Below are 25,488 nucleotides of genomic sequence, written 5' to 3'. Positions count from 1 at the left end.
TGCGATGGCCTTCCTCTCTACTTCTCTCCATCGCCATGCATTCGCACGAAGCCGTAAAGCAGTTGGACGTGATCCCCGCCGATGAACTCGCCACGCGTTTGCCGCCGCAAGTGCTGGCGCAGTTGCCGCAACAGGGCGTCACGGTTTTCTCCGTCACCGACGACGCGTCGGACACCGCCGCCTTCAGCGCGCGCTATGGCTTCGGTCTCGAGGACTGCGCGAATACGATCGTCGTGCGCTACAAGAAGGACGGCGGCGAGCACTATGCGGCGCTCGTTTCGCTCGGGTCGCTGCGGCTCGACATCAACGGCGCGGTGAAGGCGGCGCTCGGCGCGCAGCGGCTGTCGTTCGCGAAGCGTGAGCTTGCGGTCGAACTGAGCGGCATGGAGTTCGGCGGCATTACGGTTTTCGGCTTGCCGCAGGACTGGCGCATTCTCGTCGATGCCGCCGTCATGGAGCGCGCGCAGATCGTCATGGGCGCGGGCATTCGCGCGGCCAAACTGCTGCTCGCGCCGGACGTGTTGCGTCAATGGCCGCGCTGCGAAGTGGCGCAGATGACGCTCGCGGCGGAGTAACTATCGCCGGTTAAGTGAGTGACTGAGTGACTGACTGAGTAATGCAGAAGCGCCACGCGGTCCGCACAGCGGCCGCGTGGCTTGTCGACGATCAGATGATGAGGCGCGACACCTTCGTACCTTCCAGCGATACGCCCGCCATCAAGCCGCCGTTGGTCAGCACGAATGCTTCGACCGGGCTTGTGGCGGTCGACGTATCGATCGCGCCGTTCGCGCCGACCTTGAGCACCGCGACGGTTGCGTCGGCGCCCGCTGCCCAGCCCTGGCTATTGAGGAATTTGTCGAGTGCTTCCTGCGTCATGAACAGGAAGATAAGCGCTTTCGACTGCGCGCCGATCTGCAAGCCAAACGATCCCGCCACCGTGCTGTAGTAGCCGGTCGTGCGACCGCCCACGCGCAGCCCGCCTTCGCCGTATTGGCCGCCGACCCAGAAGCCCGCCGAGATCACCGACGGAAACACCAGCACGCCGCGCGCTTTCGCCACGAGCTCGCGCGAACCGCCGACGTTCGCATACAGACGCGAAAGCGTGGAGTCGATACCCGCGTTGATCGTGTCGCGCTTGTTGGCGTTCGCGGACGCCGACGTGCCCGACGACCCTGACGTGGTGGTGCAACCGGCAAGGCCGAGGCCCGCGGTAGCGAAAGCCGCGCCGGCCGTCGTGATGAATTGTCGTCTGCGCATGATAGTTGTCCTTTTACGTTATCGAGGCGGTTTTTGTTTATGGATCAAAAGGTAATGCTGTGACGTTGGCCAATAGGGCCAGCATCAATGATAAAGCAGCATTTGCCGTGCCTGATCCATGCCGCCCGCGCAAAGGGACATTCATGCGTCGGGTGCGAGGAATCCGCGCTGAGACTCGCGCGGGTTCCTCAGCGGGTTCCTCCGCGGGTTCCTTTATTCGCTGCCACGCATTACATGGCTGGACGAATGTTCTGGTTATGACGGAAGAGGTTGTGCGGATCGTAGCGGCTCTTAACCGCGACGAGCCGTTCGAAGTTCGGGCCGTATGCATCGGCGACGCGGCTCGCTTCTTCCTGCGTCATGAAGTTCACGTAGACGCTGCCGAGCGAGAACGGCGCTGCCTGCTCGAAGAATGCACGAGCCCACGCGATGCAACGTTCGTCGTCGGCAGGATCTTCCCAGCGGCCATGCACGTTCATCGCGTATTGCGTGTCGCGGCTCGAGTAGGCGGTCGCATTCACCGGCACGCGTTGCGTTTGCGCGCCGATCTGCCCGAAGAAAATCTCGCACTGTGGAGAAGGCAGATTCTCAATCGACTGAAGCAGTGCATCGATCAGACCATCGTCGATATTGGCGAGATTGTGCGACTTCCAGTAGTTGCGCGATCCCGGCGCGAGCAGCGGATCGAATGCCTGTTGCCACATCGCATACGGCATTTCGCCGAGATGTTCGCCGACGGGCGTGCCGAACGTCTTCACTTGCGCGACCGCCGAAGGACCGTTCGCGATTGGCCCGGTGTAGCACATCGGGAAGATGATCACCGGCTTGCCGTGCACTTCGGCCGGCAGGAACGGCAGCGGCGGCGCGAGCCGTAGAACCGCCCACACGCTCAGGTCGTCGGGCATCTGCGCGGCGGCCGCGCGATATTTGACGAGCGCGTCTCTCGCCTCGGCGAACGGCAGCACGACGAGCCCGCCGTACACCATCGGTCCGACGGAATGCAGTGCGAATTCGAACGACGTGACCACGCCGAAATTGCCGCCGCCGCCACGAATCGCCCAGAACAGATCTTCATTCGATTCGGCGCTGGCGCGAAGCAGTTCGCCTTCGGCGGTGACCACGTCGGCTGAAATCAGATTGTCGATCGTCATGCCGTATTTGCGGCTGAGCCAGCCGAAGCCGCCGCCGAGCGTCAAGCCCGCGACGCCCGTGGTCGAATTGATGCCGAGCGGTGTCGCGAGTCCAAAGGCTTGCGCTTCGTGATCGAAGTCCGCGAGCGTTGCGCCCGGTCCCACATACGCGCGTCTTGCAATCGGATCGATTCGCACGGACTTCATCTGCGAGAAGTCCATCACGAGACCGTCTTCGCATAGCGCGCTGCCGGCAATGTTATGACCGCCGCCGCGAAGCGCAAGCGGCAGATCATTCGCGCGCGCGAACGCGATGCCGCGACGCACGTCGGCGACGCCGGCGCAGCGCAGAATCATCGCCGGGCGGCAGTCGATCATTGCATTCCAGATGCTGCGGGCTTCGTTGAAACCGGGATCGTCGGGCAGTACTAGCTGCCCACGTATGGCGGTTTTCAGTTCTTCGATGGCGCTGCTCGACACTTGAGCCATGGCTTGTCTCCTGGTGTTGTAAGGGCGCTTTTTCAAGCGCTGTCGGCTGACCCAAGCAGACCGAAAGAATGTTGACAGCCTGGTTCAGCGTCCAGTAAACGGCGAGCTTCGCGCTACTCAAACGCACGTAAACCCGCGTGCGCTTCGCTGTTTGCTGCGAAGCACGCGCAGCGTGCCTTTGCGAGCGTGTATCGCCAACAACGGAATGCCGGCGCCGCGAATGGTGCATGTGCTTGCGGAAAAGATCGCGTGTGAAAGTGTTGGCGAACTCTGCTAATAGCGGAGTTTTGGCGTGACAGGTATGACGAAACTCGCGTGAGTCGCGCGTTGCGTGAAAGGCTCAGCGCGGCACTTCAATGACCTTGTCGTGAGCCACGACGAAAACCCTTTCTCCACTCACGCGGCCGTCGTCGCGCGCACCGCCGGTAAAGCTGCCGAATGCGGGCAGCACGCCGCCTTGCACGCCGAAACGAAAACACGGCACGCGAACCGAGTCGTTGCGCGTCGCGATTCGATAGACAGGATGCAGATGGCCGGCGAGCGCGTACGCGCCGTCGACGGTCTGCGGGTGATGACACAGCGCCCACGGTCCAACGCGCCACGGCTCCAGCACAAGTTCCACATTGAGCGTACCAGGCAACGCGCCCGCATGCCGATCGTGATTGCCTTCTACGAGCACGATTCGCAATCTCGGATGCCGCGCGCGCCAGACATGCAATGCATCGAGAATCTCTTCGGCGTGCGCCTCGCGTGCATGCAGCAGATCGCCGAGAAAGACGAGCGTGGACGGTTCGAATTCGGCGATCAGTATGTCCAGACGCATCAGGTTGTCGGCAGTGGAACCGATGGGCACCGGCACGCCGCGCGCACGAAACACGGCGTCCTTGCCGAAATGCGCATCGGCGACGAAAAGACAGCGCAGCGCGGGATCGAAGGCCGCGCGCAAGCTCGACAGCACGAGCGGATGGCCGGCAATTTCAACGGGCAACGACGCAGGCTTCATACGCGGGCCGCCTTCTCGAGTTCCGCAAGCATGCGCTGTACGCGATCCGCGAGCTTCTCTGTACTGACTTTCTCGCGCAGGCGTCCGACGATAAGCGGAAACGCAAAGGGAGTCGGTTTTTTCGGATGCATGAGAACGAGGCGGCTCGCGTTCATTCGTTCTAGCGCGCTACGAATGCGTTTCGCGTCGAGTTCCTGCAATAGCACTTCGGTATCAGCCTGATCGAGTAACAGATTGCCGCTGTCATGATTGCGGAAGATCTCATAGAAAAGGCCGCTGGAGGCCTGCAATTGCCGGGCGCTTTTCTGCTGCCCTGGATGTCCCTGAAACACGAGCCCCGACACGCGCGCAATTTCGCGGAATCGTCGTCGAGACAACTCCGACGAATTGAGGCTCGCCAGAATGTCGTGATCGAGTTGTTCCGCCGAGAGCAATTCACTCTCCAATGCCGCGGCCCAGTCGAATGGTTGCGCGGACAACAGCTCGAAACCATAGTCGTTCATTGAAATAGAAAAAGTACCGGGCTTCTCTCGCGCGATTCTCCAGGCGAGCAATGCGCCAAGACCGATATGCGCGGTGCGCCCCGCAAATGGATAACAGAAGAAGTGATGCCCTTCGCGCGACTTGAGTACTTCGGCCACCAGCAAACCGGGCTGCGGCAGAGCCGACCATTTCTGCTGCAATTCGAGCAGCGGCCGAACGGCGCGCATCTCGGGTTCGTCATAGATGCCGCCGGCGGCGCGCGCGAGCATCGTCAACGTCGCCTCGGCGAGTTCCGAGGAGAGCGGCATGCGGCTGCCTGCCCATTGCGGCATCGCGCCGCGTGCCGAGGTCGCGCGTTTGACCCACGCAGTCATGTCCTGCACGCGAATCAATTCGAGCGCACGTCCGCCGAAGGTAAAAATATCGCCGGGTTTCAGCCGCGAAATAAACGACTCTTCGATTGCGCCTATGCGGCCGCCCGCCAGATACGCGACATTCAGCGTGCCGTTCGCGACGATCGTGCCGACGTTGTTGCGATGCCGCCGCACCAGATCTTCGCGCGGCACGCGGTACAGGCCGTCGCTTTCGCGCACCACGCGGTGGTAGTCCGGGTACGCGCGCAACGCGGTGCCGCCGCCTTCGACGAAACCTAATGCCCAATCGAATTCATCTTGCGTTAGTTGCCGGTACGCGTACGTCGTGCGAACTTCGTCGTAGAGATCGCGCGCGTCGAAGCCGCCGCCAATTGCCACTGTCACCAGATGCTGAACGAGAACATCAAACGGTTTGTCCGGCGTTTCGCGGCTTTCTATTTGCCGCTTCGCGACTGCTTCGCGCGCGGCGGCCGCTTCGACGAGTTCGAGCGCGTGCGTGGGCACGATGGTCACGCGCGACGGCCGTCCCGGCGCGTGACCCGAGCGGCCCGCGCGCTGCATCAAACGCGCGACGCCTTTCGGCGAGCCGATCTGAAACACGCGCTCCACAGGCAGAAAGTCGACGCCGAGATCCAGGCTCGATGTGCATACAACGACCTTTAGCAAGCCGTTCTTCAAGCCGCGCTCGACCCACTCGCGCACTTCCTGATCGAGCGAACCATGATGCAACGCAATTGCGCCGGCCCATTGCGGACGCGCTTCGAGCAGCGCCTGGTACCAGACTTCGCATTGCGAGCGCGTGTTGGTAAATACGAGCGATGTCTGCGCCTCGCCGATTGCATCGGCCACGGCCTCGACCTGGCGCATGCCCATATGACCGCCCCAAGGAAATCGCTCGATGGTCTCGGGAATAACCGTGTCCACGATCAATGCCTTCGGCAACTTGCCGTGCACGCTGACACGCGGGGTTCGGACCGGGGAGAGCAGTACATCGGCGGCGAAGGGAAGGTTGCCGAGCGTCGCCGACAAGCCCCATATCTGCAAATCGGGCCGCCAATGCGCGAGCCGCGCCAGCGCCAGTTGTGTCTGCGTGCCGCGCTTGTTGCCGAGCAGTTCATGCCATTCGTCGACGACCACCAGTTTTACGTGCGAGAGTACTTCGCGCGCATCGGGTCTCGTCAGGATCAGCGACAGGCTCTCGGGCGTCGTGATCAGCGCTGACGGCATGCGCCGGTTCTGCCGTGCGCGTTCCGCGGAGGACGTGTCGCCGGTTCGCAAGCCCACCGTCCACGGCACGGCCAGTTCGATCGCTGAGCTTTGCAGTGCGCGTGCCGTATCGGCGGCAAGGGCGCGCATCGGCGTGATCCAGAGGACGGTGAGCGGCTCGGGCTGCATGCTTGTGGCGCGCCGACGCGTCGCCGCTGAATGGGAAGGTACGGCTCGCGCGAACGCGGCAAGCGCGCCGAACCAGATGGCCCACGTCTTGCCCGCGCCCGTGGTTGCATGCAGCAAGCCGCTCGCGCCTCGCTCCATCTCGCGCCACACCTCGCGCTGAAAATCGAACGGCTGCCAACGCCGCGCTTCGAACCACGCATGCAGCTTCCCGGCGAAAGGGCGCCGCGCCGCCTCTTCGTCGATGGAAAACGGCAGCGGCTCGAATGCCGGCTCGCGAGCGTCGAGCCGCGCCTGTTGCTCGCGGCTGCGCGGAATGCGTCGCGGTCGTGGCGCGCGGGGTCGCTCCGGCACGGCCGAAGGCGGCGCACTGTCCTGCTTGTCGGGATCGACCGGCTCGTTCATTGAAAGTTGAAAGCGCTCGTTGGCATCGGGTTGCGCACGACGATACTTCGCCGTACCTCTTCTACGTGGACCGCGCGCGCAAAGCGCTGGTTCAAGAGAATTGCGCTGACACGCCGCCGCAGTCCATGTTTAAATGCCTCGCTTCAGACGCGCGGGCTCCCGCCATTGGCCATCGGCAAGCGGGTACGCGCTGAACCTGCGCTCGATTCAATAACGGAGTTGACGGTGAATAACAAGTTCGCAGCGTTGCCCCGATCACCCCTGCAAATTGCAGCCGCGCAAGCGCAACCGGTTTGCGGAGACGTGACGGCAAACATCATGAAGACGGTCGAATTGACCGGTCTTGCCGCCGATCGCGGTGCCCGACTGGTGGTTTTTCCCGAGAAGTTCCTGAGCGGCTATGAACCCGGCCTGATCGCCGGCGACCCAGCGCAATACGCATTCGAACTCGCCGATGCACGTCTCGATCCGATCCGCGAGATTTGCCGCCGACGCGGCATTGCGGCAATTGTCGGCGCGGCCACGCGCGGCGCGGACGGCCTGCATATTTCGTCGCTCATATTCGATTGCCGCGGCGAGGACGCAAAGCCGTATCACAAGCAGTATCTATATAGAAGCGAAACGGAAATCTACCGGCCGGGCACGCAAGGCTGCATGCTCGAACTCGACGGATGGCGGCTCGCACTCGGCGTGTGCTACGACTCGGGCTTTCCCGAGCACGCGCGCATGGCGGCCGTAAACGGCGCGCACGCCTATCTCGTGAGCGGGCTCTTTAGCGTGAAGTCCGGCTATCACCAGTCGCGCATCTGGTTCCCCGCACGCGCGTTCGACAATACGATGTATGTGTTGCTGTCGAATCACGTCGGCATGACCGGCGGCTGGGACACATGCGGTGCGAGCGCAGTCTGGAGTCCCTATGGCGATGTGATTGAAGAAGCCAGCCGCGAACGGGAAGAAGTCATCGTCGCGCGGCTCGATCCGGCCGTGCTTGCCGACGTTCGCGAACGGGAAACGGCGCTGGCGGATTTCGTCGCGCATGGCGATATGGCGGCCGATAACGTTGCGGTGCTGCCGCTGGATTAGCAGCGCGCTCTATTCCGTGCGCTAGAATGAACCGTACTACCCATCTGGAGATTCGTTTTGAAATCTATCGTTGCTCTGCTTGCCGCTACTGTACTTTCGTCGACGGCGATGGCTGCCGCTTCTACTGAGAAGCTGCCTTCGGGCGTGGTTGTCGAACACCTCGTGCAAGGCACCGGCGCGCAGCCGGCCGCCACCGATGTCGTGAAGGTCAACTATCGCGGCACGCTTGCGAACGGCACTGAATTCGACGCGTCCGCGAAACACGGCGGTCCGGCAACGTTCCCGCTGAACCGCGTGATTCCGTGCTGGACGCAGGGCGTGCAAACCATGAAAGTGGGCGGCAAGGCAAAACTGACGTGCCCGGCCGCCACCGCCTACGGCAGCCGCGCCGTGGGCACGATTCCGCCGAACAGCGACTTGACGTTCGAAGTCGAGCTGGTCGACATCGTCAAATAAGGCGCGACGTGCGCTGAAACGCAACCCCGCGACGGATAACGTAGCGGGGTTTTTTTATGGGCTGCAGTGGCCCGCCGTGGCCCGCAGTCGGATAGAGGATGGAATAAAACACGACAACACCGCGTACGGCATAAAGAACGACGTCTTTTCAACTCGCCGCCTACTCGCTCGTTTACCAGTGCTGTTGTAGTCATTCATCGTGCATGAGGAGAATCTGCCATGAATATCGACTTTCATTACGGCGTGGTCTATATCGTCGCGCGAGTTGGCGGAATGACGCCGAGCCAGGCGCTGACCGTCGCCCATGCGTGCCAGTATGTCGACGATGCAACCACGCCGGGCATCCTGCGCTTTCAGGGCGGCGAGACGTTCGAACGCTTCGCCACCGCGCACAAGACCTTCGACTACGCCAATACCGAGAACGACCAGAACCGGCTCGTGTGGGCGCCGTTTCATTTTCTGCCGGCAGGAGAGGGTGCAACGCTCGACGAAAAAGCCGTGTGCCGCGCGGACAGCGCGGTCGCGCGCGAGGTGGTGCGGCGCGCCATCCGGCAGCGCAGCACGGAGATGGGCTTGCATCGTCTTGGCGTGACGCTGCATACGTATGTGGATACGTGGGCGCATCAGGGGTTCGCGGGCATCGAAAGTCCGGGCAACCGGGTTCATTCTCTCGAGGCGCAAGATTGCACGCGCACGGGCTGGCTCGAGAATCTCACACTCGCCATGCAGCACCTGGTGCAGCACGTCGAAGCCGATGTTCTGACGCTTGCGCTACCTGTGGGCCACGGCGCCGCGTTGCATTATCCGGATCAGCCGTGGGCGAAATGGCATTACATCGACGGCAGGAATATGTTCATACAGCGACACAACCTGCCGGAGTTTGTCGAGGCCGCCGACATGGCGTGCCGTGCGGTTCGCGCGTATGTGGCCGGGCGCGAAGACTTCGAAAACGAAGAGGGCATGCCGCAAAACGTGAAAGCGACGCTCACCGAATTGCTCGATACCAACCGGATCATGGACGACAACGAGCGGTTGCGGGCGATCTGCGAGTTCGTGAAGGAGGGCGGCATTCCCGGCCTGAAAGAGGCCATTCCGGACTATGTGCCGAAGGGAGTCGGCTCATGGAAGTACAAAGCCACCGGTCTTCGCGCGGAAGACGACTCCGGCGAAAAGCCCGTATGGAGCGAGGCATTCGAAAAGAGCGACTACCGGCTCTTTCATGACGCGGTAAAACAGCACCGTTTCGTGACGACTCAGGAAGTGCTGCCGGCTCACGGCCTGCGAATCGCATGATGCGTTCATGCGCGAATGAGTGGAGACCGCCACGCGGGCGGCCTCTTTATGTCTTTATGGCCCGGTTTCAGATGAAAGTACTGAACGCCACAACGCTTAAAGCGATGGCGCCGCCTCAATAACCCCAGCGTTGCCGCTCGCGCCATTCATGCTCGCGCCAGTGCTCGCGGCGCCATTCGTGCTCCCGCCATTCGCGGCGTTCGCGCCACGCGTCGCGGCCGTCATAAGCGCGATAACCGCCATAGGCTACCGCGACCGGGGCAGGGCCGTACGCAACCGGAGGCGCCACATAAACGGGCTGCGGCGCATAGACGCCGACCGGAATGCCGACGCCGACGGCGAGATTCACATGAGCAGAAGCAACCGACGATGCGGCGAGAACTGCCAGACCGAGTGCTGCGCCAACGATCTTCTTGTTCATTTCCCTTCTCCTTGCACTTGAAGTGCGCTGCCAGAGCTTTGTCTCGATGGACGGTTGAAGTGTAGAAGCGTGCCCACGACACAGGTGAAACAGCGCTGCGAGATTGGTAACGCACGGTTACGGCCACTGCGGCGTTAAAAAATGAACTCGAAGCCTTTGAATCTCCGAATGCTTGCCTATAGTAGAAGCGGCTCTTGCCGCAATGCACAGTGCCGCCTTTTCTCGATACAGGTGACGGGGAACCGACATGACGCCATCGAATGCCGCGATCTATCAGGCCCAGACTTGCACGCCCGAGTCGCTGCGAATTCTGGCGGCCTATCTTGAACTGGCGCTCGACGAGGGCGAAAGCGTCGTTCTCATGAGAATTGGAGCGCACGTGCGCAGTGTTTATATCGGCGATCCGTCCGCTTCTCTGGAAGATTTGCGCGATGAGGGCGTGGTACAGGCCGAGCAGGCTGACGAGATTCTCGCGCTGACCCGCATAGGACTTAACCGGATCACCGCCGATGGCCAGCAGTATCGCTTTTTGCGCAGCGTCAGATACATTGCGGACCGTCAGGTTGTCGTTTTTACCCCGACCTGATCTGTCCGGCAACAATTGGAAAGAAAGAGAGCGCCGGAATAAAGAAAGAAGCAACGCGTAATAAAGAGTCCATAAAAAGTGGCACAGGCAAAGAACGAATGCACGCTAAAGGCGTCTATCGATTGCATCGAAGAGAACTTTTTGTATTCCGCACGCGTAGAGCAAGTCAGAATTCGGTTTTTTATGGCCATCCGGCTATGCCGTTCCCACGTTATTCATGGCATAGTTCGTTCGATTACCACATAAGGAGCAATTCAATGCCCACGTTAGAGCAAATCCAGGCAAAGCTTAAGAAGCTCCAGGCGCAAGCTGACGCCCTTATTGCAAGGAAAGCGCAAGTCGCAATCGACCAGATTCGCGAATTGATGCTTAAGCACGGCCTGACTACCGCCGACATCGAAGCGCAAGCAAAAGCGCGGCGCGCGGCCAAGGGCCTTAACGGCCATGCCGGCAACGCAAAGGCCGCGGCAGCCGGACAGAAGATTCCGAAGTATCGCGATCACAAAACCGGTGCGACCTGGACCGGACACGGCCGCGCGCCCGGTTGGATTGCAACCGCGAAAGACCGCAGCGTGTTTCTCATCGACGGCGCAAGCGAATCGAAGTGGGGCAGCGTTGCCGCTAACAACGCGAAAGCCAAAGGTCAGCCGAAAGGCGCGCAACCGCCGAAGTATCGCAATCCGTCAACCGGCGCGACCTGGAGCGGACGCGGCCCGGCGCCTGCATGGCTTGCATCGGTGAAGGATCGCAGCAGGTTTCTGATCGACGGCGGCGCAGCGTCGGTGGCGGGTAAGGCCGGTAAAGTGAAATCCGCGGCTGCGAAAAAGGTTGTGGCGAAAAAGGCGCGGGCGGGTAGTCAATCTGTTGCCACTAAAAAAGCTGCGGTAAAACCCGCTGCAAAGAAAACCGCCGCGCGAAAAGTCACCGCGAAAAAGGCAGCAACGAAGGCTGCAAGCAAAACTGCGAGCAAACTTCCGGGCCGCAAGAAAGCCGCAAGTTCGCAACCCGCAGTGACCGCTGCGGCACCGGTCGCGTCCACCGCGGCGAGCGCATAAGCGCACTGCACTGGCACAGCGAAGTACATGACAAGCGTACATGAATCGCCCCAGCAGGAGGATCAGGTTCTCCTGCTGGACTCAGTTCCTCATCCCGCAGCCGACGCAGCGGAGCCGTTCATTGTCGCGAGCGATCGCCGCGTGATTCTCGCTTATCCGATTGCGGAATCCGACTTCGAGCGGTTCGGTCCGTTCGATCCCGACGACGATCCGTTCTGCGCAGTGTTATTCCCCGACACGGTGTTTCATCGGCTAGGGCCACCGGGCGATGGCGATCTCGAGATTCATCCGCTCGCGTCGCAAGGTCTGGCCGCTTTTGCCGCACAGGAAGTGATCAACTCTTCTCTTGTCGATGAACTCGCCGCAGTGTCATTGCCGGAACTGGCGAAGCGTCATTTCGTCATTACGTTTCTGGAGTCCACGTTCGAGTGCATAGCGTCCGATTACACGCTGGTCGGTGTATACGGCGCGGCTGAAATCGCAAGCCGCGAGGCATTTGCACTGGTACGGTAGATCTATCCAGAGCGGCGCTGCCTGTTCGCCGCGCGCCAGGTTAGTTGCCCGGATCGAGTACCGGGCGCTCCGGTTCTGCAAGTGTTCTATAAGGCAATTGCGGGGCGCGCGGGTTGGTCGTCGTATTGTCGATTACGCGTTCGACGTCCGCAGTTTTCGCGAGTTCGCTGAGGAACGCCTGCTTGTCGAAGCCAGACGATACGCAGCCTTCCACATAGACAAAGCGACGTTGCAGCGTGAGCCAAAGCGTCGAATGTTCGCGCCAATGAGTCGCGGCATTGATATTGGCGAGACGCCGCTGCACGGCCTCCGCAATTTCCTTGTCGTACAGATAAGCGTTGGGTAAGCGGCAACGCCCTTCTATCCAGCAACTGTTGCCGCGTTCAATGCGGTAATGACTGTCGGCGAGCCATTCCTGTTCGGTTTCGAGTGGGCCGAGCGGTGCTGGGCATCCGTCAATGGCTTTGGAAATCTGAAAGAACGGGTCATGTCCGCGATTGATTCGCTGTTCTTCGCCGCGAGCCAAAGACAGAACCAAAAACAACGATAGACATAAAGCCGCGCATTGCAATGCACTCGCCGGCCGCTGCGTGAATCGTCTCAGTATCATGCTGATTGTCTCCACTCGTTGCGCAGCGAGACGTTCTTCTTATTAGCGGCTCGTGCGCCGGTTCTCGACCGCAAACTTGATCAATTCGGCCTGGCCTTCAATATCGAGCTTGCGCTTCAGATTCAGGCGATGTGTCTCGACAGTACGCACCGACAGATCGTTGCGTTGAGCAATCTGCTTGCTCGACAAACCCTCGGCGAGTGCATCGAGAATATCGCGTTCACGCGGCGTGAGCCGTTCAACCGGCGATTGCATCGCCGAAGCCTGAATCAATCGGGCGCCGAGTCCCGCGCTGAAATAAGTCTTTCCGTCGAGCACGACGCTAATCGCCTGAATGATCTCAGTCGACGGCGAGTCCTTCAGCACATAACCGCTCGCGCCCGCGCGCACTGCCTGCGTGACGTATTCGAGGTTGTCGTGCATCGACAGCATCAATACGCGAATCGCGGGGAATCGCTCATGAAACATGCCGGCAAGCGCAATGCCGTTCATTCCGTTCATGCCGACATCCATCAGCACGAGGTGAGGCTCCAGGCTCGCGGCGAGCGCGAGCGCTTCCTGTGCATTGCCTGCTTCGCCGACTACCTCCAGGTTGCGCACTGCTTCGAGCCGCGCACGCAAGCCGTCGCGAACGAGCGGATGATCGTCGACCAGAATCAGACGGGCAATGGGATGTGAGATATCGTTCATGAAGACACTTCCTGCAGGCTCTGCTTATGAGGCTCCGTTGTACCGGCGACGAGCGGAACACGCGCGGTGACGAGCGTATGGCCAGGCTGCGAGTTGAGCGCAAGCGTGCCGCCTAACGCTTCCACGCGCTCGCGCATATTGCGCAGCCCAACGCCCGAGCGGCGGCCGACAAACGCGTGCGCGACATCGAAACCGCAGCCGTTGTCGGCGATTGTGAGCGCGACGGCATCGTTCGACACTTCCAGCGAGAGCGCCGCGTTCGACGCACGCGCATGGCGCACGATGTTGGTCAGCGCTTCCTGAGCAATGCGGAACAGGACGGTGTTCACCGCATCCGTTAAAACCGCGGCGTGAGTATGCGTGATCTGCGTGAAGCCGATTTCAATGCCCGACTGTTCGCTCAGTTCGCGCGTGAGTTGCTCGATGGCTGCCGCGACGCCCAGGTCGTCCAGCATCGACGGGCGCAGCGCATGAGAAATACGCCGCACTTCGCGCAACGTGTCGCCGAGACGCGTGAGACTGGTCGACAACGCGGCTTCCGCGGCGGGCACGCGCGTTTCGCTGCGCTCGAAACGCGCGAGCGCCGATTCGAGCAGCAGCTTCACGGACACCATCATCTGGCTGATGCCGTCGTGCAATTCCCGCGAAAGCCGCGCGCGTTCGTTCTCCTGCGATTCGACCACCTGCTGCGCGAGCCGCTTCAGTTTCGCGTCGGCGCTGCGATATTCGGTGACGTTGAGCACGAGCGCGCACAGCGCGATAGCGGCGAGCCCCGCGAGTGCGATCGCGTCGATCCACATCATCGTGCGATCGATATTGATCGCCGCGCGCTCGTCGATATGCGCGAGGGTCGTGTCGACGTCGTCGAGATAGATGCCGGTGCCGATCATCCAGCCCCAGCGTTCGAGAGGCACCACGTAGCCGAGTTTCGAAGCGAGCTTGCCCGTCGACGGACGATGCCACAGATAGCGCACATAGCCGCCGCCTTGCGATGCCGCGGCGAGCAGCTTCTGGATGGTGAGCACGCCTTGCGGATCGCGCAGTTCCGACAAATCGCGCCCCACGAGATGCGGCTCGCGCGGATGCATGAGCGAACGGCCATGCATGTCGTAGACGAAGAAATAGCCGTCCTTGCCGAAGTCCATCTTCTCGAGCACGTCGAGCGCGCGCGTGCGGCGCAGCGCGTCGTCGCGTGCGTTATCTTCGCCGGCTTCGTAAAGCGGCGCGATGGCGGACGTCGCCAACTCGACGTAATGCTTGAGCTCGATTTCCTTGCTCGCCATGTACGCGGCCTGAGTCGTCGCGTGCTGTGTTTGCGCGAGCGCGGTCGCTTCGCGGCGCACGCCGATTTCGATGCTGGCGATAGCCGCGAGAAAGGGCACGATAGCCAGCAAGACGATCTTGGCTTTGAGTTTCATCGTTGAAAAGACGGCCAGTTGACTACGTAGTAATACGTAGCCGGCTTACGTAGTTGCGCGCTTGTGAGGACGCTTACGAAGGCGAATACTACATCCCCGCGGCGCATTGCGTCTTGCGGACGTTTTCGCGCTCATGCGTCGGCAGTGCGCAAAAGCAGATTCCGGTTTCGGCAGATGACTGCGCGGGTATTTCACACGAATACCCGTTACCGGATTTCCGCGCGCCGGATCACAAGTCCGGATGCGTGGTGTCAATAATAGACCTAGGAGATGTACATGGAGACCTCCCCATCCGCCGGCCGGTCATGGCTATGGCTCATTCTTTTGCTTCCGTATATCGCGCTCTTGTGGCTGCCGTTCTATAACGACACGCGTCCGTCGTTCGCCGGTTTTCCGTTCTTTTACTGGTATCAGTTCCTGTGGGTGCCGTTGACCTCGCTGCTGATTTACGTCGTGTACCGAGGTGTCAAATGAGCGACCTGAACCCCGTCAATCCGGTGGCGATGACCGTCTTCATCGCATTCTTCGTGCTTGTCACGGTAATCGGTTTCTTTGCCGCCCGCTGGAAACGCGGCGACCTCACGCAGTTGCACGAATGGGGTCTGGGCGGCCGGCAGTTCGGCACGGTCATTTCCTGGTTCCTCGTCGGCGGCGACTTTTATACCGCCTACACGGTGATCGCCGTACCCGCACTCGTGTATTCCGTCGGCGCATATGGTTTCTTTGCGTTGCCGTACACGATCATCGTTTACCCGTTCGTGTTTGCGGTGATGCCGAAGTTGTGGAAAATCGCACACGCGAAGAACCACATCACGGCAGCGGACTACGTGCACGGCGAATACGGCGGCAAGTGGTTTCCGGCCGCGGTCGCGTTGACCGGTATCGTGGCGACCATGCCGTATATCGCGCTGCAACTGGTCGGCATGCAAGTGGTGATCAAGGGACTCGGCGTGACCGGCGAATTGCCGCTGATCGTCGCGTTCGTGATTCTCGCGCTGTACACGTATGCAAGCGGATTGCGCGCCCCGGCGATGATCGCGTTCGTGAAGGACATCATGATTTACATCGTCGTGATCGCGGCGGTGTGGCTGATTCCCGCGAAACTCGGCGGCTACGCGCATGTGTTCGACGCAGCGGATACCTATTTCAAGGCGAAGGGCGGCGCGACCGGCATCATTCTCAAGCCGACGCAATTCACCGCGTATGCATCGCTCGCACTGGGTTCGGCGCTCGCGGCCTTCATGTATCCGCACACGATGACGGCGGTGCTCTCGTCCTCTTCGGCAAAAACGGTGCGCAAGAATGCGATTTTTCTGCCGGCTTATACGCTGCTGCTCGGCCTGATCGCGTTGCTCGGTTATATGGCGATTGCGGCCGGCGTGCATGTGAAGTCGGCTTCGGATATCGTGCCGGCGCTTTTCAATACGCTGTTCCCGTCGTGGTTCGTCGGCTTTGCGGCGGCTGCAATTGCGATTAGCGCACTGGTTCCGGCAGCGATCATGTCGATCGGCGCGGCCAATCTGTTCACGCGCAATTTGTGGCGCCCGCTGGTGTCGCCGAATATCACGCCTGAAGCCGAAGCGGCGAACGCGAAGATCGTGTCGCTCGTGGTGAAGTTCGGCGCGTTGCTGTTCATCGTATTCCTGCCGACGCAATATGCGATCGACCTGCAATTGCTCGGCGGCGTGTGGATCTTGCAGATCTTCCCGGCTATCGTGTTCTCGCTGTACACGCGGCGCCTGAATACGCCGGGTCTCTTTAGCGGTTGGCTCGTCGGCATTTTGCTCGGCACGTCGCTCGCGATTTCGCAAGGGCTCAAGCCGGTGTTCGCACTGCATCTCGGCGACGCCGTGTATCCGGTTTATATCGGCCTGATCGCACTGGTCGCGAACATCGTGGTGGCGTTCGTCGTGTCGGCGCTGTCGCCGCGGCGAGTGGCCGTGACCGCCTGATCGTTCTTTACTGATCGAGTGTTATTGACGCCGCGGGCCTTCGGGCTCGCGGCGTTTTTTATTTAAAGCGAGCGAGGCGCGCTAAACCAGCACTTCCACCGATTGCATGGCGCGGCGAATCTCCGTCGTGCGGCCCCACGATTCATCGCGGATCGTTTCGAGCAGGCAATCGATAAAGCATTGCGACGCGGCATCGGACGGCTCGCCAGTGCGCGTGATGATGCCGACCGTCGAGTCTTCGAGTTCTTCGCGCAAGGGGATCGCGCACAAACCGTCGCGCGCCGCGCAGAGTTCGACGAGCGGCCACGGAAAAATGCTCACCATGTCAGTGCGCTTGAGCAGTGCGACCGCCACGGTGAGCGAATGGAGAAAGTGGATGCTGCGCGGCACCGGCAATCCGTAGCGGGAGAACATCTGATAGGGCGCATGCCCCTCGGTTTCCGGATCGAGCGCAACCAGCCAGTCGTCGTCGAGCAATTCCGCGAGAGAACGCGATTCCGCGCGCGGATGACCCAGGCGTGCGACGACCGCGCGGCTCGTGGCGAACAGCGGCTGATAGTTGAAATCGCATGCAGAGACACTCGGCGATTGACGCCCGACATAAATGTCCAGGCTGCCGTCGCGCAAGCGCGGTGTCGCGATCGCGAGTAAGCCTTCGAATAATTCCAGTTGTATTGCCGGCATTCTGGCGCGAAAGCGCGCGACTGTTTCGGGCAGAAATGTCAATGCGACCCACGCGGTCACCGCAATCGAAAGACGCCCGCTTGGCTCGCCGCGCATTGCGTCCATCGCCTGATGCGCACGCACCATTTGCGCGGCGACGAGCCGTGCATGCAAAAGCAGGGTTTGCCCGCATTCGGTGAGCGTCACTCCGGACGATGTGCGCACAACGAGTTGAACGTGTGCCGCTTCTTCCAGTTGCTGAATATTTTGCGTTACGGCCGCCGGCGACGAATTGAGCGTTCGCGCGGCACCCCTGACACTTCCCGCATCGGCAATGGCGATGAGGGCGCGTAGCTGATGAATTTTCATTTGTGGCCCAGCGGTTTATACCGCGTGTGGTAAAGCGTTTGCCGTTGCTTTACGCGTTCACCGGCGTGGCGCGTTCTCAAGCGGCCTATGCGGGAATATCGTGGAGGCACGGCTACCGCATGGCGGCGCGTGTTTTTTCTCGCGCGATAAAGCTCTACACCTCGTAGTCTTGACGGCTATAAAAATTTAGCTGCATGCATAAAACGGCAAGCTGTCTGCTGAATGCGTAATGCCTAGCATAGGAGTGTAATGATGGCCGAGCAAGTTTCCGTGCCGGCAACCGCTTCCGGCGTCCCATTGCACTTCGCACATGACGACGCAACATTGAAAAGCCCTACTGTGCAAAGGGTGGCGGATGGACGGCTCCTGCATGCTTTGTTTGTCGATTCGCTCACGGGTGTCTATAACCGCGCGTACGCGACAGGGCGCGCTCAACAGCTTCTGAAGTCTGCGCGGGCGGCGCGTGTGGCAATGCTGGTGGTCAACGTGGATGGCTTCAGCAGGATCAACGACATTGCTGACTACGATCTCGGCGACCGCCTGTTGCGCAGCGTCGCCCAGCGGCTCGCGCGCGCGCTCGCCACGAACGATCTGCTTGCGCGGATCGGCGGCGACGAGTTCCTGATCGTTACCGAACATCACGGCCACATGCCGATGCTAGCCGCGTTCGCGCAACAGATGCTCGCGTTATTCGCCGAGCCGTTCGTGATCGCGGGGCGCGAGTATCGCGTGAGTGCGTCGGTGGGCGTTGCGCGCTCCAACGACGGCGCTCGCGATGCGTCGCTGCTGATGCGCGATGCCGGCGCCGCGATGCGTCGCGCGAAAGTCCATGCACCCGGCAACGTGTGCTTTTTCACGCGCGATATGAAAGAGGCTGCGCAGCGCCGCTTTGCGATCGAGAACCGGCTGCGCGATGCGCTCAAGGCGGGCGAATTAACAATTGCGTATCAGCCAGTCGTGGCGGCGGCGTCGCGCGAAACCATAGCTGTGGAGGCATTGCTGCGCTGGACCAGCAGCGAACTTGGCGACGTGGCCCCCGCCGAATTCATCCCGATTGCGGAACAGGCGGGCTTGATGGAAGACATCGGCGATTGGGTACTCGAGCAGGCATGCGCACAGGTCGCGAACTGGCGCTGGAGCATCGCGCCGGATGTCAGTGTGTCCGTGAATATTTCGCCGGTGCAGTTCAACGCGCGGCTCGTGCAACATGTCGCTGCGTGCCTTGCGAACAGCGGGCTCGACCCCTCCGCTTTGCAACTCGAAATCACCGAGGGCATTCTGCTGCCGGACGATGCCACCGTGCGCGCGACGATGGCCGCACTCGCCAAACTAGGCGTCACGCTCGCAATCGACGACTTCGGCACGGGCTACGCGTCGCTGTCGTATCTGAAGCGTTTTGCGCTGCATGGCCTGAAGATCGACCGCTCGTTTGTCGCCGGTTTGCCGGACGACACGGATTGCGCTGCGATTGCAGAGGCGCTCGTGAAAATGGCTCATGCATGCGGAATGTCGGTCACGGCTGAAGGCGTGGAAACCGAACAGCAGGCAGTGATGCTGCGCGAGATGGGCTGCGACGCGCTGCAAGGTTATCTGTTCGGCCGCCCTGGAACCGCGGCCGATTGCGCCGGCAGACTATCGGACGGGGACCGCTTCAGGAGAAAGCGTATGCCCAGATAACGAATGCGCGAGAGGGCTGGCGTTTTCGGCCATGACTTCTAGAATGATTTCATAAAAATGACGAGCTTGAACGCCACCGGCATGGGAGGTGTCGCGTTAGTCAGTCAGGAGAGAGAGAACATGTGTGATGCAGAAATCGCTGCTGTGCTGTTGAACCGTTGCACCGCTCAGCCATTCGACAACGAGGAGCCCGCCTATCTCGACATATTGCGCGAAGGCAATCTTTCGTTCAAACATGTCGTCGGCTTTGTGGGTCCGCGCGATATTCCGGACCCCGAAGCATGTCATGCCGAATCGATCATTTTCGCCGACGGTTCGCGCGCATTGCGGATCAGCCCGGTAGCAGGCGACAGCGGCTGGACGCGCTGGACCGCGCTGCAACCGCTGCACTAAATGAAGCGGCAGGCGCGCTTCCCGCACGAAGCGGCAGGCGCGCTGCCCGCGTTTGACGTTAGAACCTGTCCACTCTGAACGGATGCGTGTCCACGAGCGTTTCTTCACCCGTCATCATTTCGGCGATCAGGCGGCCGGTCACCGGCCCAAGCGTGAGTCCGTGATGCGCGTGACCGAATGCGAACCACAAGCCCTGATGTTTTTCGGCGCGGCCAATCACGGGCATCATGTCCGGCGTGCAGGGCCGCGCGCCCATCCACGGTTGATCGTCGAGGCGTTTGTCGAGTGGGAACAGCGTGCGTGCAATCGGTTCGACGGCGGCGAGTTGCGTGGGCGTTTTCGGCGCATCGAGCAATGCGATTTCAGCGCCGGTCGTCAGGCGGATGCCGCGCGCCATCGGCGCGAGCAGATAGCCTCTTTCGGCGTCGAGTACCGGATGATTGAGGCGCGCGCCCGCGCGTGCCGCGTAATGCATGTGGTAGCCGCGCTTGACGCCGAGCGGCAGCCGATACCCGAGCCGCGAACTGAGCACGCCGGACCACGGCCCCAACGCGACCACCGCCGATGAAGCCGCGATCGTCCCTGCGTTTGTCGTGACCTCCCAGCCGTTGCGCAGCGTATTGGCGTCGCCGGTGAAGAACCGTCCGCCGAGCGCCTCGAAGTATTTCGCGTAGGCCGTGACGAGCGCGTTCGGATCGCTCACCGAATCCGCTTGCGTGTAGCGCAGGCCGCCGAGCAATGCCTTGTCGAGATCGGGCTCGATGTGCTGCAGGTGGGCGGCGTCGAGCGCTTCGAATTCGACGCCGTATTCGCGGCTCCATCGATCGGCGACTCGCAGTTCCGCGTCCTGAGCGGCGTTGCTGCGAAACACCTTGATCCAGCCCGTGGGGCGCAACAGCGCACTCGCGTCCGCTTGCGCGGCCAGCGAGCGATGCTCGCTCACGCAATGTTCGATCAGCGTCGAGTATGACTTTGCAATCGCGGCGTGTTTCGCCGGATCGGAGTTGCGCCAGTATCTCCGCAGAAACGGCGCCGCGTGAAATAGCGCATCGGCGTGGTAGCGAACGTCGAGCGACTGGTTGCGCGCATAGCGAAGCAATGCACCCAGTCCGCGCGGAAATGCGTACGGGTACACGCCTTCTCGCTGAATCAATCCGGCATTGCCGAACGAGGTCTCGTTGCCTGGCGCCTTGCGGTCGACCAGCGCGACCTGTCGGCCGCGCTTTTGCAAATGCACGGCCACGCACACGCCGACAATGCCGGCGCCGAGTACGACGGTATCGAACTTCATTGTTGTCATCGTTAAACTGCTGAGAGGCCCGAGCCGTTCGCGTCGGCGTCGTTAAAAAGAGGGGGCGACGTCACGATCGATTTCAACGACGCGTCCGCTTTCGTGAGCTTCGACAGATCGGGTCGCGGACGGCGCAACGCAGGCGACTGCGCGAACACCTGCTCCATCGCATGCGCGACGGCGAGCGTCTTGCGGTCGCCATGAAACGGCCCGACGATTTGCAAGCCGAACGGCATGCCCGCGTGATCGACACCGCACGGCAGCGACAGCGCCGGATGCGTCGTCAGCGTGACGACATAGGTGAGCGCGAGCCAGCGGTAATAGTTGTCCTGCTCGCGCCCGTCGATTTGCGCGGCGTACAACTGCTGCCACGGAAACGGCGATACGGGCGTGGTCGGCGAGAGGATCACGTCGTACTGCTCGAACGCGGCCTGAAAGCGTTTGAAGATGCGCGTCTGTTCGGCTTGAGCCCACGCGCTGTCCGCGAGACTCATGCTTGCGCCGAGCTCGTAATTGGCGCGTGTGTTCGGGCCGAGTTGCGCCGGATCGCGCGTATAGGCATCGTGCAGACCGGCGACGAAGCTCTCCGCGCGAATCACGTCGAAGCAGCGGTGCACGTCGCCGAGATCGAAGCTCACTTCCTCGCATGAACGGAAAGACGGCGCGATTAGCGCGATGCGTTCGCGAAACACGTTGCGGATCGACGCATCCACGTCGCAACTGCCGAAGTCTTCGGTCCAGCCCACGCGCAATGTGGCGAGGTCGATGTCGGCGGGCGCGGCGAAGCTGAGCGGATCGGCGGCAAAGCTGAGCGGGTCGCCCGCCGAGATGCCCACGGTAGCGGCGAGCTGCAAGCACGCTTCGGCGACGCTGCGGCCCATCGGCCCGACCACCGAGATCGGCGACCAGCCCACCAGCTTGCGCGAATTCGGCACGAGTCCCGGCGTCGAACGAAAGCCCACCACGCCGCATTTGGAAGCGGGAATGCGCAACGAGCCGCCGGTGTCCGAGCCGGTGCACACGGGCAGCATGTCGCACGCAAGCGCGGCCGCCGAACCGCCCGACGAGCCGCCTGCATTCAATGCTGTGTTGAACGGATTGCCGGTCGCGCCCCACACCGGATTGCGCGTGTTCGCGCCGGCGCCGAGTTCCGGCACGTTGGTCTTCGCGGTGACGATCGCGCCGGCGGCACGCAGACGCTCGACGAGCACCACGTCTTGCGTGGGCACGTTGCCGCGCGACATCGGCGAACCATAAGTCGTCAGGAGTCCGGCGGTATTTTCGAGGTCCTTCACGCCGAGCGGCAAGCCGTGCAGAAGGCCGAGCGGCTCGCCGTCGAGTACCTGCTTTTCCGCGCGTTTGGCGGCGGCGCGCGCGGCCACAAAGTCGGTTGCGGTGATCGCGTTGACCGCCGGATTCACCGCCTCGATTCGCGCGATGCACGCCTCCAGCAGTTCGACGGGCGAGATCTCTTTCGCGCCGATCATCCGGCGCAACTCGACCGCGCTACGGCCGGGCAAATCGTTGTCTCGACTCATATCGTCTCCACTCATTGTGCTCATTGTGTCTTTCTTGGTCAGCCGAGCGCTTCGCCGGTGCGGTCCTTCAGCCAGATTACCGGCACCAGCGAAATTGCGCACGCGGCGGCCACATACCAGGCCGGCGCGAGCGGATTGCCGGTGCGCGCGACCAGCCAGCTTGCGATAAACGGCGAGAAGCCGCCAAAAAACGATGCGCTCACAACATACGTCAATGCAATTCCGGTTGCACGCACATGCTTCGGGAACAGTTCCGGGATCATCACGAGCACGGGCACGATCTGCCCGGACACGAACACGGCGAGCAGCGCGGACACGATGCAAAGCGCCGTCATCGACGGATGCGCGCTCAGGAATGCAAACGCCGGATACACGAGCAACAGCATCACGACGCGCGAAATCACGAGCACGCGCTTGCGGGTGTAGCGGTCCGCGAGCATGCCGGCGAGCGGCGCGGCGACGAACAGCGCAAGCGAACTGACGATACCGGAGATCACCGCCGACGTCGACGAAAGATGCAGCGCGCGCACCGCATGACTCGGCAGAAAAAAGGCGGTGATGTAGACCGACACGGAGCCGCCCAACTCGGCGAAAGTGCCGAGAATCGTCAGCTTGAGATGCGTGGTCAGCGCGGCCTTCAGCGCGCCGCTCGGCGCGGCTTCGCCGGGCTTGCGCGCGGTCAGCGTTTCTTCGAGGCGCCGGCGGATCAGCATGCCGGCCGGCGCCGCGACGATGCCGAGCACGAACGGAATGCGCCAGCCCCATTCGAGCACCGCCTGCTTCGGCAGCAGCACATTGACGAGCGTCGCGACCAGCGCGCCGAGCACGAGGCCTGCGGCAGTCGCCGCGAAATTCCAGCTCGCGAAGAACGCGCGCGTGTTGTCGGTGGCATATTCGACGAGCAGCGTCGTGCCCGGTCCGAACTCGCCGCCCGCCGCGAAGCCTTGTATCAACCGCGCGGCGAGCACGATGAGCGGCGCGGCGAAGCCGGCGACCGCGTAAGTGGGCGCGCACGCGATCATCGCGCAGCTAAGCGCCATCAGCATGATCGTGAGGACCATCGCGTTCTTGCGGCCCGCGCGATCCGCATACGCGCCGATCACGACGCCGCCGAGCGGCCGCACCACGAAGCCCACGCCGAATACGCCGATCGACAGTAAAAACTGATTGACGGGCGACGCGCCCGGAAAGAACAACTGCCCGATCTGGATCGCGAAGAAGCTGTAGATCGTGAAGTCGTAGAATTCGAGCGCCGTGCCGATGGTCGTGGCAGTGATGACGCGGGTCTTCGTCAAACGGGACTGACTAAGCGCAAGGGTAGACACGATACGGGCCCCACATAAAGGTGGAATCGACGTGAGTTATCATATACGAGAAAAAAATAGTTTCTCGCATACGAGAAATTTTTGTGGACAGGCGGGAAGCAAGGAAGCCAGGCGGAATCAGTGACATGGTCAAAGCCGTAGCCGTAGTGAAACAACCGAAGGCGCACGCGCATGAAGCGCCGCCGTCGCTCGATCACAAGCTGGTGGGCGGGCATTTGCGGCAGGCGCGCAAGGCGCGCGGGCTGACGCTCGCCGAATTGTCCGAGCGCTCGGGCATTGCGGTATCGACGATCTCGAAGGCCGAGCGCGGCGACATCGCGCTGACCTACGACAAGTTCGCGGCACTCGCGCATTCGCTCGAGCTCGAGTTCGACGCGATTTTCGGCCGGCGCCGCAAGCCGGCGGCCGGCGCGATGAAGCCGTCGTTCACCGCGGCGGGCAAGCAGCAGGTGTACGACACGCCGAACTACGAGTACGGGATGCTCGCGAACAACCTCACGGGCAAACGCATGATGCCGATGCGCGCGCACATCCATGCGCGCGCCGTATCGGACTTTCCCGAGTACATCCGGCATTCGGGCGAGGAGTTCGTCTTTCTGCTCTCCGGCAAGCTCGAATTGCGCTTCGAGAACGGCAAGTCGTTCAGGCTGATGCCGGGCGACAGCCTGTACTTCGACAGCTCGGTCGGGCACATCTATGTGAGCGTCGGCGAGGAAGATGCGGATGCGCTGGTGTGCTGCGTCGATACGGACGAGCATCGGCCGCGCGGAGCGATTTGAACGCCTATTCCCGAGCGCCACGATGTCTGCGTGCGAGGACGTTGTAATGGGGAGCGAAGCCGTCGTGCGCGTCAGCGTGTAAACTGCTGACTTTTTTGCATCCGGTGGTATGTTGCAAGCCCCCCAGCGCACAGCTCTCAGCGGCCCGGCGCTCGTTCGCCTGCTGGCGCGCTTCGCCAATGTCGACGTTCCCGAACCACGGCAATCGCTATCCGACCGGCTGAGCCAGTGGCTCGGCTGGACGGATGCGATCGCGCTGTCGTCGGCGCTCAGCGGCGCGCCGCCCACGCCGGCCGCGGGCGCGCGAGCATTCGGCAGCGCGGAGGAGGCGGAATGCGCGCGCGCGCGGGCCGCGCTCGTCGCCACGATTACCGGCGACAGCGCGTTCGCGACCGCCAGGCGCCGCGGTCCCGCGTATGTGGAGCCGCAGGCCGCGCCCGTCGACTACGCGCTCTTTCGTCAGCGCTACCAGGCCATGCAGCAGTCGATGGAAACGGGTGTCGGCAATCTGCGCGGCCGGCTGCGCGCGTTGCTTGCCGCCAGGAATCCTGCGATGGGCCGTCTCGCGGTGCTCGATGCCGTGATGGAACGTGCGCTCGGCGAACGCGAGCGAAGCCTGCTGGCCAATCTGCCGGTGCTGCTCGCCGGACACTTCGAGCGTCTGCGCGACAGCGCACAGCCGCTGCCGGACGATGGCGATGGCGCACAAGCCGCCCCCGGCGCGCCCGGCCCCTGGCTCGACGTGTTCCGCAAGGACATGCAAAGCGTGCTGCTTGCCGAGCTGGATATTCGTTTACAACCAGTCGAAGGGTTGCTTGCCGCCCTTCGTACTCGCTAACCGGG

Annotated in this window: 25 protein-coding genes; 13 read left to right on the top strand and 12 right to left on the bottom strand. The window is 61.9% G+C overall.

Going from position 1 to position 25,488, the window contains the following annotated elements; genetic code table 11:
- Positions 1-35 precede the first annotated feature (35 nt).
- Entirely contained in the window at positions 36-575 is a 540-nt protein-coding gene (locus C8K18_RS05055; RefSeq protein WP_053860038.1) for a YbaK/EbsC family protein, read from the top strand.
- 91 nt (positions 576-666) lie between these two features.
- Here the strand turns inward: C8K18_RS05055 and C8K18_RS05050 are convergent, their stop codons facing one another.
- The 4 genes from C8K18_RS05050 to C8K18_RS05035 form a co-directional block, all read right to left on the bottom strand.
- The gene (locus tag C8K18_RS05050) at positions 667-1,257 is read right to left on the bottom strand and encodes a YSC84-related protein (protein WP_006049483.1); all 591 of its coding nucleotides are present in this window, start codon (positions 1,255-1,257) and stop codon (positions 667-669) included.
- A 230-nt stretch (positions 1,258-1,487) separates the two neighbouring features.
- Positions 1,488-2,876: an FAD-binding oxidoreductase gene (locus tag C8K18_RS05045; protein ID WP_006049482.1), complete on the bottom strand. Its 1,389-nt coding sequence runs from the start codon at positions 2,874-2,876 to the stop codon at positions 1,488-1,490.
- Positions 2,877-3,216: 340 nt separating this feature from the next.
- Positions 3,217-3,879 carry a ligase-associated DNA damage response endonuclease PdeM gene (gene pdeM, locus C8K18_RS05040; RefSeq protein WP_053860040.1) on the bottom strand — a complete coding sequence of 221 codons (663 nt, stop codon included), beginning with the start codon at positions 3,877-3,879 and terminating at the stop codon, positions 3,217-3,219.
- On the bottom strand, positions 3,876-6,533 hold the full coding sequence (locus C8K18_RS05035) for a ligase-associated DNA damage response DEXH box helicase (protein WP_029966666.1): 2,658 nt from the start codon (positions 6,531-6,533) through the stop codon (positions 3,876-3,878). The genes pdeM and C8K18_RS05035 overlap by 4 nt, the downstream gene beginning before the upstream one ends.
- A gap of 225 nt (positions 6,534-6,758) precedes the next feature.
- Between C8K18_RS05035 and C8K18_RS05030 the strand changes: the two genes are divergently transcribed.
- From C8K18_RS05030 to C8K18_RS05020, 3 genes are all read left to right on the top strand, one after another.
- Positions 6,759-7,616, top strand: coding sequence for a carbon-nitrogen hydrolase family protein (locus C8K18_RS05030; protein ID WP_107706851.1), 858 nt, complete (start codon positions 6,759-6,761; stop codon positions 7,614-7,616).
- Positions 7,617-7,673: 57 nt separating this feature from the next.
- Positions 7,674-8,072 carry an FKBP-type peptidyl-prolyl cis-trans isomerase gene (locus C8K18_RS05025; protein ID WP_029966664.1) on the top strand — a complete coding sequence of 133 codons (399 nt, stop codon included), beginning with the start codon at positions 7,674-7,676 and terminating at the stop codon, positions 8,070-8,072.
- A gap of 219 nt (positions 8,073-8,291) precedes the next feature.
- Positions 8,292-9,365: a DUF6765 family protein gene (locus tag C8K18_RS05020; RefSeq protein ID WP_029966662.1), complete on the top strand. Its 1,074-nt coding sequence runs from the start codon at positions 8,292-8,294 to the stop codon at positions 9,363-9,365.
- 115 nt (positions 9,366-9,480) lie between these two features.
- On the opposite strand, the gene C8K18_RS05015 is transcribed toward C8K18_RS05020, so the two are convergent.
- Positions 9,481-9,786, bottom strand: a complete 306-nt coding sequence (locus tag C8K18_RS05015; protein ID WP_107706850.1) for a hypothetical protein — start codon at positions 9,784-9,786, stop codon at positions 9,481-9,483.
- A 247-nt stretch (positions 9,787-10,033) separates the two neighbouring features.
- On the opposite strand from C8K18_RS05015, the gene C8K18_RS05010 reads away from it, so the two are divergent.
- The 3 genes from C8K18_RS05010 to C8K18_RS05000 all read left to right on the top strand — a co-directional run bounded on the left by C8K18_RS05010 (position 10,034) and on the right by C8K18_RS05000 (position 11,940).
- The gene (locus tag C8K18_RS05010) at positions 10,034-10,372 is read left to right on the top strand and encodes a hypothetical protein (RefSeq protein WP_029966658.1); all 339 of its coding nucleotides are present in this window, start codon (positions 10,034-10,036) and stop codon (positions 10,370-10,372) included.
- Between the two features lie 257 nt (positions 10,373-10,629).
- Positions 10,630-11,427: an H-NS family nucleoid-associated regulatory protein gene (locus tag C8K18_RS05005; protein WP_107706849.1), complete on the top strand. Its 798-nt coding sequence runs from the start codon at positions 10,630-10,632 to the stop codon at positions 11,425-11,427.
- Positions 11,428-11,454: 27 nt separating this feature from the next.
- Complete coding sequence (locus C8K18_RS05000) at positions 11,455-11,940, top strand: hypothetical protein (RefSeq protein ID WP_053860047.1); 486 nt, start codon at positions 11,455-11,457, stop codon at positions 11,938-11,940.
- 40 nt (positions 11,941-11,980) lie between these two features.
- Here the strand turns inward: C8K18_RS05000 and C8K18_RS04995 are convergent, their stop codons facing one another.
- The 3 genes from C8K18_RS04995 to C8K18_RS04985 are packed head-to-tail and all read right to left on the bottom strand — an operon-like array spanning position 11,981 to position 14,658.
- Positions 11,981-12,550 carry a hypothetical protein gene (locus C8K18_RS04995; RefSeq protein ID WP_107706848.1) on the bottom strand — a complete coding sequence of 190 codons (570 nt, stop codon included), beginning with the start codon at positions 12,548-12,550 and terminating at the stop codon, positions 11,981-11,983.
- Positions 12,551-12,592: 42 nt separating this feature from the next.
- A complete protein-coding gene (locus tag C8K18_RS04990) occupies positions 12,593-13,240 on the bottom strand; it encodes a response regulator transcription factor (RefSeq protein ID WP_107706847.1) in 648 nt (215 codons plus the stop codon).
- Entirely contained in the window at positions 13,237-14,658 is a 1,422-nt protein-coding gene (locus C8K18_RS04985) for a cache domain-containing protein (RefSeq protein ID WP_107706846.1), read from the bottom strand. The genes C8K18_RS04990 and C8K18_RS04985 overlap by 4 nt, the downstream gene beginning before the upstream one ends.
- Before the next feature lie 276 nt (positions 14,659-14,934).
- Here C8K18_RS04985 and C8K18_RS04980 point away from each other — a divergent pair, with 276 nt between their 5' ends.
- Both C8K18_RS04980 and mctP read left to right on the top strand, forming a co-directional pair.
- Entirely contained in the window at positions 14,935-15,132 is a 198-nt protein-coding gene (locus C8K18_RS04980) for a DUF3311 domain-containing protein (RefSeq protein WP_006049469.1), read from the top strand.
- On the top strand, positions 15,129-16,610 hold the full coding sequence (mctP, locus tag C8K18_RS04975; RefSeq protein ID WP_006049468.1) for a monocarboxylate uptake permease MctP: 1,482 nt from the start codon (positions 15,129-15,131) through the stop codon (positions 16,608-16,610). Before C8K18_RS04980 ends, mctP begins: the two co-directional genes overlap by 4 nt.
- 81 nt (positions 16,611-16,691) lie before the next feature.
- Here the strand turns inward: mctP and C8K18_RS04970 are convergent, their stop codons facing one another.
- Positions 16,692-17,642, bottom strand: coding sequence for a LysR substrate-binding domain-containing protein (locus C8K18_RS04970; protein WP_006049467.1), 951 nt, complete (start codon positions 17,640-17,642; stop codon positions 16,692-16,694).
- Positions 17,643-17,894: 252 nt separating this feature from the next.
- On the opposite strand from C8K18_RS04970, the gene C8K18_RS04965 reads away from it, so the two are divergent.
- Positions 17,895-19,319: a bifunctional diguanylate cyclase/phosphodiesterase gene (locus C8K18_RS04965; RefSeq protein ID WP_107706845.1), complete on the top strand. Its 1,425-nt coding sequence runs from the start codon at positions 17,895-17,897 to the stop codon at positions 19,317-19,319.
- 66 nt (positions 19,320-19,385) lie between these two features.
- Positions 19,386-19,712 carry a hypothetical protein gene (locus C8K18_RS04960; protein ID WP_258196063.1) on the top strand — a complete coding sequence of 109 codons (327 nt, stop codon included), beginning with the start codon at positions 19,386-19,388 and terminating at the stop codon, positions 19,710-19,712.
- Between the two features lie 58 nt (positions 19,713-19,770).
- Here the strand turns inward: C8K18_RS04960 and C8K18_RS04955 are convergent, their stop codons facing one another.
- Genes C8K18_RS04955 through C8K18_RS04945 form a run of 3 tightly spaced genes read right to left on the bottom strand, consistent with a single transcriptional unit; the run spans position 19,771 to position 23,866 of the window.
- Complete coding sequence (locus tag C8K18_RS04955; protein ID WP_107706844.1) at positions 19,771-21,003, bottom strand: FAD-binding oxidoreductase; 1,233 nt, start codon at positions 21,001-21,003, stop codon at positions 19,771-19,773.
- An 11-nt stretch (positions 21,004-21,014) separates the two neighbouring features.
- Positions 21,015-22,541 carry an amidase gene (locus C8K18_RS04950; RefSeq protein WP_107706843.1) on the bottom strand — a complete coding sequence of 509 codons (1,527 nt, stop codon included), beginning with the start codon at positions 22,539-22,541 and terminating at the stop codon, positions 21,015-21,017.
- Positions 22,542-22,579: 38 nt separating this feature from the next.
- Positions 22,580-23,866 (bottom strand): MFS transporter, encoded by a 1,287-nt coding sequence (locus tag C8K18_RS04945; protein ID WP_006049462.1) that lies wholly within the window; start codon positions 23,864-23,866, stop codon positions 22,580-22,582.
- Positions 23,867-23,991: 125 nt separating this feature from the next.
- On the opposite strand from C8K18_RS04945, the gene C8K18_RS04940 reads away from it, so the two are divergent.
- Both C8K18_RS04940 and C8K18_RS04935 read left to right on the top strand, forming a co-directional pair.
- Positions 23,992-24,645 (top strand): helix-turn-helix domain-containing protein, encoded by a 654-nt coding sequence (locus C8K18_RS04940; RefSeq protein WP_029970081.1) that lies wholly within the window; start codon positions 23,992-23,994, stop codon positions 24,643-24,645.
- Between the two features lie 109 nt (positions 24,646-24,754).
- A complete protein-coding gene (locus C8K18_RS04935) occupies positions 24,755-25,483 on the top strand; it encodes a DUF3348 domain-containing protein (RefSeq protein ID WP_107706842.1) in 729 nt (242 codons plus the stop codon).
- The last annotated feature ends 5 nt before the right edge of the window (positions 25,484-25,488 follow it).

Source organism: Paraburkholderia sp. GV068 (genome assembly GCF_003058125.1).
Taxonomy (GTDB): Bacteria; Pseudomonadota; Gammaproteobacteria; order Burkholderiales; family Burkholderiaceae; genus Paraburkholderia; species Paraburkholderia graminis.
Note: the sequence above shows the minus strand (reverse complement) of the source record. Positions and strands in the feature narration are given on the sequence as shown.